12 protein-coding genes are annotated in these 15,972 nt (G+C 45.0%); all 12 read left to right on the forward strand.

Annotated features, from left to right (window positions below):
* Positions 1–829, forward strand: an 829-nt coding sequence (gene bshC / locus AC1DWN_RS14780) for a bacillithiol biosynthesis protein BshC (protein ID WP_477559663.1), incomplete at its 5' end; no start/stop codon positions are given.
* Between the two features lie 33 nt (positions 830–862).
* On the forward strand, positions 863–2,128 hold the full coding sequence (locus AC1DWN_RS14785) for an adenosylhomocysteinase (RefSeq protein ID WP_477559664.1): 1,266 nt from the start codon (positions 863–865) through the stop codon (positions 2,126–2,128).
* 761 nt (positions 2,129–2,889) lie between these two features.
* Positions 2,890–3,882, forward strand: a complete 993-nt coding sequence (locus AC1DWN_RS14790; protein ID WP_477559665.1) for a DUF4349 domain-containing protein — start codon at positions 2,890–2,892, stop codon at positions 3,880–3,882.
* A 233-nt stretch (positions 3,883–4,115) separates the two neighbouring features.
* A complete protein-coding gene (mraZ, locus tag AC1DWN_RS14795) occupies positions 4,116–4,553 on the forward strand; it encodes a division/cell wall cluster transcriptional repressor MraZ (protein ID WP_477559666.1) in 438 nt (145 codons plus the stop codon).
* 29 nt (positions 4,554–4,582) lie between these two features.
* Positions 4,583–5,533: a 16S rRNA (cytosine(1402)-N(4))-methyltransferase RsmH gene (gene rsmH, locus AC1DWN_RS14800; RefSeq protein WP_477559667.1), complete on the forward strand. Its 951-nt coding sequence runs from the start codon at positions 4,583–4,585 to the stop codon at positions 5,531–5,533.
* A gap of 14 nt (positions 5,534–5,547) precedes the next feature.
* A complete protein-coding gene (ftsL, locus tag AC1DWN_RS14805) occupies positions 5,548–5,949 on the forward strand; it encodes a cell division protein FtsL (RefSeq protein ID WP_477559668.1) in 402 nt (133 codons plus the stop codon).
* Between the two features lie 10 nt (positions 5,950–5,959).
* Positions 5,960–8,248, forward strand: coding sequence for a penicillin-binding transpeptidase domain-containing protein (locus tag AC1DWN_RS14810; RefSeq protein ID WP_477559669.1), 2,289 nt, complete (start codon positions 5,960–5,962; stop codon positions 8,246–8,248).
* A gap of 183 nt (positions 8,249–8,431) precedes the next feature.
* Positions 8,432–10,372: a stage V sporulation protein D gene (locus AC1DWN_RS14815; RefSeq protein WP_477559670.1), complete on the forward strand. Its 1,941-nt coding sequence runs from the start codon at positions 8,432–8,434 to the stop codon at positions 10,370–10,372.
* A 77-nt stretch (positions 10,373–10,449) separates the two neighbouring features.
* Complete coding sequence (locus AC1DWN_RS14820) at positions 10,450–11,937, forward strand: UDP-N-acetylmuramoyl-L-alanyl-D-glutamate--2,6-diaminopimelate ligase (protein ID WP_477559671.1); 1,488 nt, start codon at positions 10,450–10,452, stop codon at positions 11,935–11,937.
* Positions 11,934–13,349, forward strand: a complete 1,416-nt coding sequence (locus AC1DWN_RS14825) for a UDP-N-acetylmuramoyl-tripeptide--D-alanyl-D-alanine ligase (RefSeq protein WP_477559672.1) — start codon at positions 11,934–11,936, stop codon at positions 13,347–13,349. Before AC1DWN_RS14820 ends, AC1DWN_RS14825 begins: the two co-directional genes overlap by 4 nt.
* A gap of 4 nt (positions 13,350–13,353) precedes the next feature.
* On the forward strand, positions 13,354–14,310 hold the full coding sequence (gene mraY, locus AC1DWN_RS14830) for a phospho-N-acetylmuramoyl-pentapeptide-transferase (RefSeq protein ID WP_477559673.1): 957 nt from the start codon (positions 13,354–13,356) through the stop codon (positions 14,308–14,310).
* Between the two features lie 75 nt (positions 14,311–14,385).
* Entirely contained in the window at positions 14,386–15,837 is a 1,452-nt protein-coding gene (gene murD, locus AC1DWN_RS14835) for a UDP-N-acetylmuramoyl-L-alanine--D-glutamate ligase (RefSeq protein ID WP_477559674.1), read from the forward strand.
* Positions 15,838–15,972 lie beyond the last annotated feature (135 nt).

The following is a 15,972-nucleotide window of genomic DNA, read 5'->3' on the forward strand; positions in this document are numbered from 1 at the left end:
AAAGCAGTTAGGGTATTCTTTGCAAGCTGATGTAACAGCCGGAAGTGCGAATTTGTTTGTTTTTCAAGCTGATAACGGCAATGAGAGAACGCTTCTGCATAAGCGGGATGGATTGTTTCAGGATCGCAAGGGTAACGCTTCATGGACGAAGGAGCAATTATTACAACTGCTTGATGAGCAACCAGAGCAGTTCAGCAATAATGTACTGACACGTCCGCTCATGCAAGATTATTTGTTCCCTGTGCTTGGAACGGTGTTAGGCGCTGGAGAAATCGCGTACTGGGCATTAACGGGTGAAGCCTTCAAAACATTAAGTATGGAAATGCCGATCATTGTACCTCGTATGTCATTCACGCTGATCGAAGGAACAATTGCTAAGCATATGCAGAAGTATGAACTGTCTTTCGAGGATGTAATGCTGCATTTCGAGGAACGCAAAGCGGGATGGCTGAAAGAGCAGGATGGTCTGTCTATCGAGCCGCGATTTGAAGTAGTAAGAAACTCATTTGAGCAAATGTATAAGCCGCTTCTTGAGCTGGCAACGTCCGTACAACCATCCCTATCGAAGCTCGGTGATACGAATTTACAGAAAATTCTAGAGCAAATCAATTATATGGGCTCGAAGACGGTAGATGCTTTTAATAAGCAATTCGAAGCTTCGACTCGCCAGCTTGATCGGATTAACTTGTCGATTATGCCTGCAGGTAAGCCTCAGGAGCGTGTGCTTAACATGACTGCATACTGGAATCGTTATGATAAGATTTGGTTGGATAAGTTGTTAGAAGCACCCTATAGCCGCACGGGTGGCCATCAAATCGTATATTTATAAATCGAACATTATATTTCAGGGGGTTCATTCATTATGAGTACAGCTGACAATAGTATTATTGCTGATCTTGCATTAGCGCCGGAAGGCCATCTTAAGATCGATTGGGTACGTGCGCATATGCCTGTTCTAAATACGATCCGTGACCAATTTGAGAAGGAACAGCCCTTCAAAGGATTAAAGGTTACCATTGCACTTCATTTGGAAGCGAAGACAGCATATTTGGCTAAAGTAGTCAAAGCAGGTGGTGCTGAAGTTACCATTACAGGCAGCAACCCATTATCCACACAAGATGATGTTTGTGCAGCTCTCGTTGAGGATGGTATTACGGTTTTCGCAAAATACAATCCGAGTGCTGAAGAATTTAAACAATTGAATATTAAGGCGCTTGAATCAAAGCCTGATCTCATTATTGATGACGGCGGCGATCTGGCTACGATTTTGCATGCTGAACGAAGTGATCTGGCGGTTAATCTGCGCGGCGGAGCTGAGGAAACAACTACTGGTATCATTAGGCTAAAGGCGATGGAGAAGGACGGCTCATTAAAGTTCCCTATGGTCGCTGTTAATGATGCGTATTGTAAGCATTTATTCGATAATCGCTATGGTACAGGTCAATCGGTATGGGATGGCATTAATCGGACAACGAACCTAATGGTTGCCGGTAAAACGGTAGTTGTCGTCGGCTATGGCTGGTGCGGCAAGGGCGTTGCAATGCGTGCTAAAGGTCTTGGAGCAAATGTTGTTGTGACTGAAATCGATGCAATCAAAGCGGTTGAAGCGTACATGGACGGATTTGCTGTTATGCCGATGATTGAAGCAGCGAAAATAGGAGAGTTTTTCGTTACCGTGACTGGAAACCGTGATGTTATTCGCGGCGAACACTATGAAGTAATGAAGGATGGCGCTATCATTTCGAATGCGGGTCACTTCGACGTTGAGGCGAATAAGGTGGAGCTGGCAGCCATGTCATCAAGCGTTCGTACCGTTCGTCGCAACATTGAGGAATATAAGCTGCAGGACGGACGGAGCATCTATCTGCTTGCTGAAGGTCGTCTTGTGAATTTGGCGGCAGGTGACGGTCATCCAGCGGAAATTATGGATATGACGTTTGCGCTTCAAGCCATTTCACTTAAATATGTAAATGATAATTATGCAGCAATCGGTAATCAAGTCGTTAATGTGCCTTATGAGCTTGACGAGCAAGTTGCTCGCTTGAAGCTGGAGGCGCTTGGCTTCGGGATTGATAAGCTGACAGAAGAGCAGATTGCTTATTTAGACAGCTGGAAAGAAGCAGAATAACCGCATAAAGCGTAGTAGAAGAGCCGCGAGCAATCGCGGCTCTTTTTGATAGATAAGAATTTATAAGTTTCCACATATAAATGTGCTTATCTATCTACGCGAAACGAACGTTTATACCGCCTAGGTCGGCGACAACCGTTTACGCTTGCGTTGGATAATAGTTTGTGCAATTGCACGCCTGTTGATTAACTAATATAAGGTATCTAAAAACAGAAATGGTTACTCTGTGAGTAAATAGAACGATTGTTTACAACTATCTATCTATTTGTCGATAGGATATTGCTTTACATGTGATTAATCATAAGCAGCTTGGTGGCCATATTCAATTAGTATCACAATGTGAGACTAATGAGTATTCTTGTGGAAATAGTGATGGTGTAATTTCAGAATATGCAACTAATCCATCAAAGAGAGGGCATAGATCGCACTCAACCAGCAATTACGTTCATCCGTTGACACTAAATCGCAGTTCACCCTATTGCAGCCTCATTTAGTTTCAGAATTTTAAACTATGCGGCACACGCGTAAACGGATGGGCCTTTTTCTGGCGGCATATGCTCGTTTCACTGCGAAATATAGGCAGAGTATAAGCGTGAAACTTATACTCTCCTATATTTATACGAACCGTTTTTGTGCTCCTTATTGCTTGTTATTGGTTTCCAGTATTAGGTTAATCAACAGGCTTGATGAAATTTCTATAAAATGTAACCTTTCACATCTAGACTTCGTCTGAAGTTAAAATAGCAAAGGGGGGGCTTTTGTTGCAAACACATAAAAAGAGGATAAGTGTATGGGTCGTAATAATTATTATAATAGGTTTAATTGCGGGATGCTCGGCTAGTGATTCCAATAAATCTAGTTCGATCAGCTACTCACTAAGTGAATCGGATTCGAAGGCAAAGAACGACAGTTTGTTTAGAGACACTTCAACAGTGGATGCTGAAAAAGGAGAAGCAGCTGAAACAGAGGCTGGAGGTGGCGGAGGCTTTCTGGATAGTAATCTAACGAATATAGGCGGATTTATCCAGAAAATTATTTATACCGCTGACCTTAATATGCAGGTTGGAGATCTGGCTAAGGCAGCTGCAGAGCTGGAAAAAGCCATCGAAAAAAGCGGCGGTTATATTTTGCAATTTGAGGATACAAAGCAGAACGGTGAAATAGGATCCAGCTATACGATCAAAGTGCCAGCAGCAGGGTTTAAATCATTTATTGATCGAGTGGAGCAAATCGAACACCGCTATTTCGAGAGAAGCATCGGAGGCAAAGATGTTTCTGAAGAATATGTAGACCTCGAGTCTAGGCTGAAAGCGAGGCAGTTAGTCGAGGAGAGATTGCTGGTGATGATGGAGAAAGCGGTTAAGGCAGATGATTTATTGAAGTTCTCTGATCAGTTGTCATCCGTACAAGAGGATATTGAACGAATAAAGGGTAAAATCCGATTCTTGGATAAAAACGTATCCTTCTCGACGGTGGAGCTGCGTATGACTCAAACTGATCAAGCCATTAAGTTGGCCAATGCGGATAAGGAAGCGTTAGGAGGACAAATGTCTAGAGCATTAACAGGAAGTGCTAAGGTCGTAGTGGACGGTCTCAAGCTGCTTCTCGTTATACTGGCCGGAGCTTTGCCAGTCGTAGTTCTTCTCGCAATCATTATTGCTCCTGTTCTCTGGCTTTTACGCAGAAAAAAACAAAATAAGTTGCAAGAATCTGTACATGCAGGAGATGAGCAACAACCACCATCATCATCTTAACTATTAACCTGATAAATTAAATCCGATGTCATCGATTATCACCATTCTCAAAGAAAACAAACGTTTCACGGAGAAATTATGCACATAATAAATGAAAATTTATTAATGTGCTTATATATTTTAAAAAATCCTGCTCATTGAGCAGGATTTTTATTTTAGGTGGCGAACTATTCATCTTAGTGGGGAAAAGTGGGGCAAAGTGGTGGACATAGGGGAAGAGGTGGGGCGATCACATGTTTATGGGGGAATATCAACATAGCATTGATGAAAAAGGCCGCATCATCATTCCGTCTAAGTTCCGCGATGCGCTCGGTAACTCATTTATTGCAACTCGCGGTCTTGATAACTGCTTATTCGTTTATCCAATGAGTGAGTGGAGTGTACTAGAGCAGAAGTTAAAAACGCTGCCGCTCATGAAATCTGACGCGCGCGCGTTTACTCGGTTTTTCTTTTCCGGTGCTACGGAATGTGAGCTCGATAAACAGGGAAGGGTAAACATACCCAGCCATCTTCGCGACTATGCGAAGCTTGATAAAGATTGTATGGTGCTCGGCGTGTCAGGTCGCGTAGAGATTTGGAGTAAACAGACGTGGGATGGCTATTACGAGCAATCCGAGCAAACCTTTAACGAAATTGCCGAGAAGCTCGTCGATTTCGATTTTAACTTCTAGTTTGAACAACAGGAATGGAGGGCTGAAGCGTGTTTCAGCATATTACAGTGCTTTTGGAAGAAGCGGTTGATGGTTTGGCAATAAAGCCAGACGGTGTATACGTCGATTGTACGCTTGGAGGAGCGGGTCATAGTGAACTAATCGCATCCCGCCTAGGCGAAGGAGGGCGTTTAATCGCATTCGATCAAGATGATCTAGCTCTGGAGAATGCTCGTATCAGACTTGCTCCGTATATGGATAAAGTAACGCTTGTCAAAAGCAACTTTCGCGATTTGGAGCAGGAGCTTCGCGGCTGTGACGTTGAGGTGCTAGATGGTATTCCTCAAGTAGACGGGATTTTATTCGATTTAGGCGTATCCAGTCCGCAGCTTGATGAAGCGGAGCGGGGATTCAGCTATAATCATGACGCACCGCTTGATATGCGGATGGATCGAGATGAAGCATTAACTGCTTACGAAATTGTAAATACATGGGATGAACGTGATATTTCACGTATTCTGGATCGATATGGCGAAGAGAAGTTTGCTCGTTCAATTGCTCGCAGAATTATTAAGCAAAGAGAAAAAGCACCAATTGAGAAGACAGGCGAGCTCGCCGAGTTAATTAAAGAGTCTATACCGGCTGCTACTAGACGAACCGGGGGACATCCTGCAAAACGTTCCTTCCAAGCGCTTCGTATCGCGGTTAATGATGAGCTGGGTGCGGAGGAAGAGGCGCTTGAACAGACGATCAGATGCTTGAAGCCCGGCGGACGAGCATCGGTAATAACGTTTCACTCGTTAGAAGATCGAATTTGTAAACAGATGTTTAGTAAATACGTCGAGAAATGTACTTGTCCAACCGATTTTCCGTTATGTGTCTGCGGAAATAAAGGGAAAATGAAGCTAATAAATCGCAAGCCGATATTACCAAGCGAGCAAGAGCTTGAACTCAATTCTCGTGCAAGATCGGCAAAGCTTAGAGTAGCAGAAAAATTGTAAAAGGGGGATTTGAAATGGCGTACGTGAATGGTAATTTAGCTTTGCAGCCAAAGCGTAAGCAGGAGCAGCAGCCAGCTATCCGCGAGACGAAACGAGTCGTTGTTACCCGCAAAACGATACCTGTTCAGGAAAAGTTGCTGTACATGTTCACTGTATTGGTTTGTGTAGCAGTTGCCGGTGTTATTATTTTTAGATACGCACAAATCTATGATATGAACTTGAAAATAAAGCAGTTAAACAATAATTACCAAACAATGAATGTTGAAATGGAAGTATTAAAGAAACAGGTAGAAAAGCTGAGTGATCCGGAACGTATTCGTAAAATGGCGGAGTCTCAAGGCATGGTTAGCTCACTGGAAGGCGGCATAACGGTGCAAACCGCTGACAAAGAACTTGAGTCAGCTATGCGCGATTAGGTGAACAATAATGATGAAACGAATTAAGTTGCGTACACTGATGTTTGGAGGGATAATGACCCTCCTTTTTGTTATTTTAATAGGCCGAATCTATTATGTTCAGGTGATAGACGGCGCATTTTGGTATGGAAAAGCAAAGGAGCGGTGGTCAGCATCTGAAGTACTTACAGCGAAACGGGGCTCGATTACGGATCGCAATGGCAATATGCTGGCTATGGATGCTATTTCGTACAACGTTTCCGTTAATCCGAAGGCGATACATGAAGCTGATATTGTTGAGGAGGTCGTAAAGGGTCTGCATGATATTTTGAAGATACCTGAAGATGAGCTTCGCAAGCAAGTGACGATGAAGAAAACGGAAGATGGAGAATATTATGTGAATCGAGAGCTGAATAAAGGAGGTTTGCAGCTTGAGAAGGAGGTATCTGATCAAATCATTGAATTTCGGAATGAATTGAAGAAAGAATTGAAAGAGAAGAAAAAGGATGTGACTGATGTAGGTATCTATTTAACCGATTCTTGGAATAGGTATTATCCGAGAAATACATCAGCCTCTCAGGTAGTTGGTTATTTAGATAGAGAAGGTGTTGCAAAGACTGGCATCGAAGCTTTTTTTGATGAGCAGTTGAGAGGCGAGAATGGTTATATTAAGTATGAGAAGGATGGCAAACGAGTACAGTTAGCTGAAGGCGATGTTGACTTTAAGGCGGTCGAGAATGGACAGGATATAGCCTTAACAATCGATAGTGAAATTCAAGGTTATGTCGATGAAGCGTTGAGACAAGTCGTTGCTGAATATTCACCTAAGAGTGCTACCGCGATAGCAGCTGATCCGCAAACTATGGAAATTTTGGCGATTTCAAATATGCCTGAACATAATCCGAACGAGTATTGGAAAAACAATGCAAACTCTTATAATCATGCGGTTAAATCGTTGTATGAGCCAGGTTCTACCTTTAAGATCGTGACGCTTGCAGCAGCAGTGGAAGAGGGCGTCTTTAATCCGAACGATACATTTAAATCGGGTCAAATTAAACTTCCTGGCGTACCGAAACCGATTCGTGATATTAAGCGAGAAGGTTGGGGGAATATCACTTATCTCGAAGGCCTAAAGCGTTCCAGTAACGTTGCGTTCGTCAAAATAGGTTATGAAGGACTCGGAGAAGAAAAACTGCGTAAATATTATTCGGATTTTGGATTTGGACAAAAGACTGGCATAGAGCTAGGCGGGGAGCTGGCAGGCTCCATTAAATTCAATAACAAAAGTGATGTGGCTAGAGCTCCGATTGGACAAGGCGCTATTACGGTTACACCGATACAGCAGGTGGCCGCCGTAGCAGCGGTTGCCAATGGCGGGAAGCTGCTTCAGCCACATATTGTGAAGAGCATAACGGATCCGGTAACGAAAACAACAACAAATACAAAGCCTAAATTAGTTCGTCAAGTGATCTCTCCGGAAACTTCACGTTTGACTAGCGAATATCTAGAGCAGGTCGTATCCGATTCGAAGATTGGATCGGGTAAAAATGCTTATATTGACGGATATCGCGTTGCCGGGAAAACCGGTACAGCCCAAAAGGTTATAAACGGAAATTATTCGGACGATAAATTTGTGGTGTCCTTCATTGGCTATGCACCCGTTGATAATCCAAAAATCGTTGTCTACATCATTGTAGACGAACCTAATGATCCCTTGAAAGGGGGCGGCGCGGTTGCTGCTCCTGCCTTTAAAGAGATTGTTTTGAAAAGCCTGCGCAAAATGGGCGTAGCACCGAACTTTAAGTCAGATTCGGATTCCACGAAGAAGGAAATTTCGGTTAAAATTCCTAAACTGACAGAGCTTAATGTCCTTAAAGCTAAAGCGGAACTAAAAGCAAAGGCATTCAACTATGAGATCGTTGGCAGCGGGGGAACAGTACTGCAGCAGATACCGCCGGCAGGAACTTCCGTACACCCAACACAGCGAATTTATTTGATTACTGAGAAGCAAGAAAAGCTCACTGTACCGGATTTAACTGGTGCTTCTTTGCGAGATGCACTTGAAATTACAACATTAATTGGAGTTCGTCTTATTACGGAAGGGCAAGGTTATATTGTTTCACAAGAGGAAGAAATAATTAATTACAAACGAGTATTGAAGGTTGTGCTGGAACCTCCGATTGAAGGTAAGGGAGTCGTAGTTCCATCTTCTGATGCTGAATCAGATAAAGCCGCTGGAGATGGGAAGCCGGGATCGGAAGCCACCTCGAGTGGTAAAGAAGTAAGTGATGAGCAGAGTGGTACCAATGGCACTAACTAGGATGCGGGATCTAATAACTCATCAAATGGATCCTTAGGGCAAAACCAAAATGCGACTGGCGATTAATTTGTTTTGAAAATCTAGGGAAGCAAAGCTTGTTCTATCCCTCGCTTGTCCCGAATAGGCTGGGAATGAGCGTCATGTGCGCTCCTTCGAAACAGTCAGGCGAAGGGGGAACGAGTAATGAAAGTATCCAATGTAACGGTTAGACGCCGCTTGTTCATTGTACTTTTACTAGCAGGCTTGTCATTTATAGCTTTGTGTCTCAGGCTAGGTTATGTCCAGTTATGGCAGGGTTCAGAACTAACGGCAAGGGCAGAGGATTCCTGGAGGCGGGAAATTCCGTATGTCGCGAAGCGTGGAGAGATTATTGACCGAAATGGTGTTCAGCTTGCTTATAATGTTAGCTCACCAACGGTTTGGGCTGTTCCAGCGCAAATTAAGGAGCATCAAGCAACCGCTGCGAGACTTGCTCCGTTGCTCGATATGTCTGAGGAAAAAGTATATAAATTAATAAAAACAAAAAAGATGATTGTGCAGTTGAAACCAGGCGGACGGAAGATGACCCTTGAGAAATCGCAGCAGATTCGTGAGCTCAATTTGCCAGGTATTGTTGTAGCTGAGGATAATAAGCGGTTCTATCCTTTCGGCAGTCTTGCAGCTCATGTTCTCGGTTTTACCGGTATCGATAACCAAGGTTTAACGGGAATTGAAGCGATGTACAATACCGAGCTGAATGGGATAGGCGGAAGTGTCTCTTTTCTAGCCGATGGCGCTGGGCGTCAAATGCCTAATTCCTCCGATACGTATACGGAACCGAAGGATGGCCTGACGGTTCAATTAACGATAGACAAACAAATCCAGACGGTAATGGAACGCGAGCTTGATCAAGCGATGACGAAGCTGCAAGCGAACAGCATACTTGCGATTGCAATGGATCCGGATTCGGGTGAAATTTTAGGAATGGCTAGCAGACCTACCTATGAACCGGACAAATACAAGGAAGTGTCGTCAGAGATTTATAATCGCAACCTTCCGATTTGGATGACCTACGAGCCGGGCTCGACCTTTAAAATTATTACTCTTGCAGCAGCATTGGAGGAAAAGAAGGTTGATTTAAAAAATGAGCGGTTTTTCGATCCTGGAGCGATTGAAGTAGGAGGGGCGAGACTTCGCTGCTGGAAGAAGGGCGGCCATGGCAGTCAAACCTTTCTTGAGGTTGTAGAAAACTCTTGTAACCCTGGATTTGTGACGTTAGGTCAACGCTTGGGAAAAGAAAAGCTATTTGATTATATTAAAAACTTCGGCTTCGGCGCGAAGACAGGTATTGATATCGGTGGCGAGGCAAACGGTATTTTGTTCAAGCTTAAGCAGGTAGGTCCTGTAGAGTTGGCGACTACTGCGTTCGGTCAAGGTGTATCCGTAACACCGATTCAGCAAATAGCAGCTGTTTCCGCTGCTATTAATGGCGGTACACTCTATAAGCCTCATGTAGCTAAAGCATGGATCAACCCGGAAACCAAAGCAATCGTTGAGACCGTAGAGCCGGAAGCGGTGCGGAAGGTTATTTCGGAAGAAACGTCCAAGCAGGTAAGAGAAGCACTCGAGAGTGTTGTCGCCAAAGGTACAGGCCGAAACGCATTTATTGATGGCTATCGGGTAGGCGGAAAGACGGGAACAGCTCAGAAGGTTATTAATGGGCGTTACTCGACAAGTGAACATATTGTTTCGTTCATTGGCTTCGCACCGGCGGATGATCCTAAAATCGTTATTTACGTAGCGGTGGATAATCCACAGGGCATACAATTCGGAGGAGTTGTAGCAGCACCGATCGTTCATAACATTATGGAGGATGCCCTGTCTATTTTGGAAGTGCCGGCACGTGAGAAACAAATTGAACGCATTTATAAATATGGAGAAACGCCAATCGTGACTGTGCCTAATTTAGTGGGCAAAACGGTATCTGATATTTATGAAGATATGAACATGAATTTTTATCTTACTTCGGCTGGTTCTGGCAAAACTGTCATACGACAGGCGCCTGCCGCAGGAACGCGTGTTGACCGCGGCTCAACGATCCGAATCTATTTGGGCGACAACGATAATATATCCCACTCACATTGACTATAATGATAGTTAACGGGAGTGCTTACGGTGGCATATAGTAAAACCGTCGGCACTAGAGGGAGGAGTTGAAGCGGATGCGTTTAAGTGAAATTGCGGAACTGCTCATGACGGCGAAGGTTATTGGTGATGGAGAAACGGAATTGACCGGTATCGAAACAGATTCGCGAGAGATTAGCGAGGGTCAATTATTTATCTGTTTGCGGGGGCACACCTACGATGGCCATCAGTTTGCTCCCCAAGCAGYTGCCAGCGGAGCAGCAGCGTTCATCACGGAACGAAGGCTGTCCTTGCAAATGCCGCAAATTATTGTGAAGGATTCTAGGCTTGCCATGTCGATTATTGCTGATTATTATTATAAGCATCCTAGTAGTGCGATTAAGCTTATTGGCGTAACAGGCACAAACGGAAAGACGACGATAACCTATTTAATTGAACAGATTCTTAATGATCATAGTGAGACGACTGGTGTCATCGGCACGATTGAAAGGCGGTATGCGGGGCGTACCTACCCAATGGCTGGCACCACACCCGAGTCACTTCAATTGCAACGCTATCTGGGTGAGATGCGAGATGCAGGCACAAGCTACTGTATAATGGAGGTCTCCTCCCATGCGCTTGAACAGGGAAGGGTGAAGGGCTGCCGCTTTCGAACCGCGATATTCACTAATTTAACACAAGATCATCTAGATTATCATAAAACGATGAGCCGTTATGCAGCGGTTAAAGGGTTGTTTTTTTCCAGATTAGGCAACGTATATTCGAGTGATAAGGATGAGAGATCTTACGCCATTCTAAATGTGGATGATGCGGCTTCCTTGCAATTTACCCATTTGACCGCGGTAGAGTATATCACCTATGGCGTTGATAATGATGCGGATGTGCGAGCTTCAAATATTCGCATTACTGCTCAGGGTACATCGTTTCATGTCCACACATTTAGAGGGGAAGCGGACATCACACTGCAAATGGCGGGTAAGTTTAACGTGTATAACGCGCTGGCTGCTATCTCAGCTGTTTTAATAGAAGGAATTGAGTTGTCTGCTATCAAAGCGAGTCTTGAAGCCATACCAGGCGTCCCAGGGCGCGTAGAGTCCGTTCAAGCAGGTCAAAGCTTTGCTGTAATCGTCGATTATGCGCATACGCCTGATGGCCTCGATAATGTATTGCGAGCCGTTCAGCAGTTTGCTGAGAAACGAATTATATGTGTATTCGGCTGCGGCGGTGATCGTGATCGGACGAAACGTCCATTAATGGGGCAGATAGCTGCGAGATATGCTAATCATGTGATCATTACATCTGATAATCCGCGAACAGAGGCACCGGAGCTTATTTTAAAGGACATAGAAGAGGGACTTACAGGTGGCAATATAGACCCAAGTAAATATGAATTAATTGCAGATCGGAAAGCTGCTATTCAAAAAGCGGTTGAAATGGCAAGCCAAGGAGATGTAGTATTGATTGCGGGGAAAGGTCATGAAACGTATCAGGACATTGACGGGGTCAAGTACCCGTTCGACGACAGAAAAGTTGCTAAAGAAGCGATAAGGGGAATCATACATTGATTAAGCGTACGATAAAACAAGTTGCCGACATGTGCGGCGCTATTTACAAAGGAAATGATAAAGAACTACTCATAGCAGGTGTGACAACTGACTCGCGGCGAACAGAAGCGGGTCAGTTATTCGTGCCGCTTGTCGGCGAGCAGTTCGACGGACACGCCTATCTGGAGCAAGCGGTGAATAATGGAGCGGTGGCTGCGCTTTGGCAAAAGGGCCGTGAGGTGCCGGAAATGGAAGCGAGCATACCTCTTCTTATCGTCGGCGATACACTTGTGGCGCTGCAACGTCTGGCTTCGGCATACCGCAGCGAGCTTGTTGTTCGCGTAGTCGGCATTACAGGCAGCAATGGTAAGACGACTACAAAAGACATGACAGCGGCTATTCTAGGCACAACTTACCTTGTGCATAAGACAGAAGGAAATTTAAATAATGAAATCGGACTTCCGTTAACGGTCCTTCAGCTGGATGAAGAGACAGAAGTAGCTGTGCTTGAGATGGGTATGAGCGGCTTTGGCGAGATCGAGCTGCTTACAAAGATCGCCCAACCTGATGCAGCCATCATAACGAATGTTGGTGATGCTCATCTCTTACAATTGGGCTCAAGAGCCGGTATTGCCAAGGCGAAGCTGGAAATAACTTCGGGACTTGGAGAGGATGGCTTGCTTTTATATAACGGCGATGAGCCTTTGCTTGAAGAGGAGCTTCTACGTTCAGTTATTCCTGCGGGAATTGTGAAACGGACATTTGGTTTGTCTGAGTCAAATGAATGGTCGGCAGCAGATATCGTCATTGAACCGGAATCTGCCTCCTTCAAAGCAACATATGACGGTGCCATAAGCGGACTAGGAACTGTTCGGATACCCGTACCTGGCAGGCATAATGTGAGCAACGCGCTTGCAGCCATTGCAGTCGGCCGTTTTTTCGGTGTTCCAGCTGCAAAAATTATTGAAGGCTTAAGCACGATGAAGCTAACAGGTATGCGGATCGAGCCTGTACGTGCATTTAATGGTGCTATGATATTAAATGATGCTTATAACGCAAATCCTACTGCAGTTAGAGCGGCCATTGATCTTGTTGCAGGGCTAGACGGTTATCGCCGCAAGTGGATAGTGCTTGGCGATATGCTGGAGCTTGGTCCGGACGAAGAGGAGCTGCATTTTGAGGTGGGCGCCTACATTACGCCGAGTAAAGCAGATGTTGTGCTAACGTATGGTCCTTTGTCTCAGCAGATTGCCGCAGGAGCAAGGTCGCGCTTCCCACAAGAAGAGGCAGACGGCTCAGTTCAACATTTTGACGACAAGGAAAAGCTTGCTGAATGGCTGCACAGTCAACTTCAGCCCTCAGACCTCGTGCTCATCAAAGGCTCTCGCGGTTTGCGGATGGAACAGATTGTCCAAGCTTTAGAGGTGGGGTGAGGATATGGACATGATGGTCATATTATTTTCAATTGGTGCTTCGTTTCTGCTAGCGGTTTTGCTCGGACCATTGTTCATTCCACTGCTTCGGCGTCTGAAGTTCGGTCAGCAAATTCGTCAGGATGGTCCAGAAAGTCATTTGAAAAAAAGCGGTACTCCGACTATGGGCGGTATTATTATAATGATTGCGCTCATGATTGCTTTCTTAAAGTTTGCTGATAAAACGCCTGAATTTTGGGTGTTGTTAACTGCATCGCTTGGGTTTGGATTAGTCGGCTTCTTAGATGATTACATCAAAATTGTGTTTAAACGTTCACTCGGTTTGACAGCAGGACAGAAGCTGTTCGGTCAGCTTCTGTTCTCCGTAATTGTTTGTGCGATGCTGTTCAATATGAACCATAGCACGGAGATTACTATTCCAGGCACAGCCTTTGGCATAGATTTAGGCTGGTTTTACTACCCATTTGTTGTTATTATCATGTTTGCTGCAAGCAATTCGGTGAACTTTACGGATGGGCTAGACGGCTTGCTTGCAGGTACAAGCGCAATCGCTTTTGGTGCATTTACAATTGTAGCGCTTCAAATGTCCGCGCATGAATCGGCGGTTTTCTCTGCTGCTATGGTAGGAGCAGTGCTTGGTTTTCTAGTGTTCAATGCACATCCCGCTAAAGTGTTTATGGGCGATATGGGATCGCTGGGTATAGGCGGAGGTATAGCCGCAGTAGCGATTTTGACTAAAACAGAGCTGCTACTTGTTATTATCGGCGGCGTATTTGTACTGGAAATGCTATCGGTTATTTTACAAGTAGGTTCGTTCAAACTTCGAGGCAAGCGTATTTTCAAAATGAGTCCGATTCATCACCATTTCGAATTGAGTGGTTGGTCTGAATGGAAGGTCGTCACTGTCTTCTGGCTTGTTGGACTTGTGCTGGCGGCGCTTGGACTTCTACTTGTTATCTAAATTCAGAAACTAATAAGAAAGCGGCTCTCGCTTGAGCGGGGCCGCTTCATGTATCCATAGAAGGGACTGTCATTTATGAACCATCCGGCATCTTATCAAAACCAACGAGTTGTCGTACTCGGCTTAGCTAGAAGCGGAGTAAGCGTTGCTAAAGTATTTCACCAGTTAGGCGCGGAAGTCATCGTTAACGATAAAAAGGAACGTGAATTATGCCCCGAAGCGGATGAGTTGACTGCTTTGGGCATTTCTGTGCTATGCGGTTATCATCCGGACGATCTAGTTAACGAGGACACGGCATTGCTGATCAAAAACCCTGGTATTCCTTACACTGCTCCTCCCTTACAGAGAGCGGCCGAATTGGGGGTGGAGATTATTACGGAGGTGGAAGTGGCTTATTGGCTTTCACCGGCCCCAATTATAGGTATTACCGGATCGAATGGTAAAACAACGACGACAACTTGGATCGGCGAGCTGCTTAGCGGCGCAGGATTAAAACCGATTATAGCAGGCAATATTGGTCGCCCGCTCTGTGAAGCGGCGCTTGAAGCAACCGAAGAGCAAATAATCGTTGCAGAGCTTAGCAGCTTTCAGTTGAAAGGAACGAGCTCGTTCCGACCTCGTATTGCATTGCTGCTTAATATTGCAGAGACACATCTCGATTACCATGGCGATATGGATGATTACATAAACTCCAAGGTAAAGCTGTTTGATAACCAGACAGAGGAAGATGTCGCGGTTATCAATTGGGATGATCCGGAATGCAGAGCGTTATCCCAGCTGTTAATAGCTCAACTGTTGCCATTCTCTCTTTATGAAAGATTAGAGCAAGGGGTGTATATCGAGCCTCCTTTCCAGCAGGATCAAATCTATACAATTGAAGAAGCAGGAAAAAATGCAGTACCTGTCGTTAGACAAATCGTTTTTCGGACAGCTAACGGCGCTGAAGTGAATATTTTGCCGGTTAATGAGTTAGGTATTCCAGGCCGCCACAATGCGGCTAACGCGCTTGCCGCGATTGCAGCAGCTCTTGCTGCAGGAGCTGAACCGGAACAGCTTATAACGCCTTTGAAGGAGTTTAAAGCAGTAGAGCATAGGCTGGAGCTTGTTTGCGAAGTGAATAGTGTCAAATACTATAATGATTCAAAGGCGACCAATCCCGTTGCTACAATGATAGGACTTCGTTCATTTGAGGCGCCAATCGTACTAATAGCAGGTGGACTTGATCGTGGTTCGGATTATATGGAGTTGATCCCGTTATTTCGTGAGCGACTAAARGGGTTGGTGGCTTTAGGTCAAACTCGTGAGAAGCTGGCTCATGTTGCGAAGCTGGCAGGTTTAACAAAGGTAGAAATAGTCGAACCTGTTGAGGACGCCGAGCAAGTTCTTCAGCAAGCGGTGAAGCAAGCAGCAGCTATGGCAGAGCCTGGTGACATCGTTTTATTGTCCCCGGCATGTGCAAGTTGGGATATGTTTGCTTCATACGAGCAGCGAGGGAGCATTTTTAAAGATTCGGCGCATACCTTGTAAGTAGGGGGCATGTCCCTACTTCCCCATGCTAAGAGGTGTGTTCGCTATGGTAAAAGCGCGGTCTGCCCCGGATATTTGGATGCTAACTGCAATAGGACTAATTCTTGCTATCGGGCTCATAATGGTGTACAGCGC

It is taken from the genome of Paenibacillus sp. P4_A7 (assembly GCF_056402455.1).

What these genes read in the sequence shown, in the direction of transcription:
- mraY (WP_477559673.1), top strand. Translation starts at nt 13,354, where the DNA reads ATGGACATGATGGTCATATTATTTTCAATTGGTGCTTCGTTTCTGCTA.
- ftsL (WP_477559668.1), top strand. Translation starts at nt 5,548, where the DNA reads ATGGCGTACGTGAATGGTAATTTAGCTTTGCAGCCAAAGCGTAAGCAG.
- mraZ (WP_477559666.1), top strand. Translation starts at nt 4,116, where the DNA reads ATGTTTATGGGGGAATATCAACATAGCATTGATGAAAAAGGCCGCATC.
- AC1DWN_RS14810 (WP_477559669.1), top strand. Translation starts at nt 5,960, where the DNA reads ATGATGAAACGAATTAAGTTGCGTACACTGATGTTTGGAGGGATAATG.
- AC1DWN_RS14815 (WP_477559670.1), top strand. Translation starts at nt 8,432, where the DNA reads ATGAAAGTATCCAATGTAACGGTTAGACGCCGCTTGTTCATTGTACTT.
- AC1DWN_RS14785 (WP_477559664.1), top strand. Translation starts at nt 863, where the DNA reads ATGAGTACAGCTGACAATAGTATTATTGCTGATCTTGCATTAGCGCCG.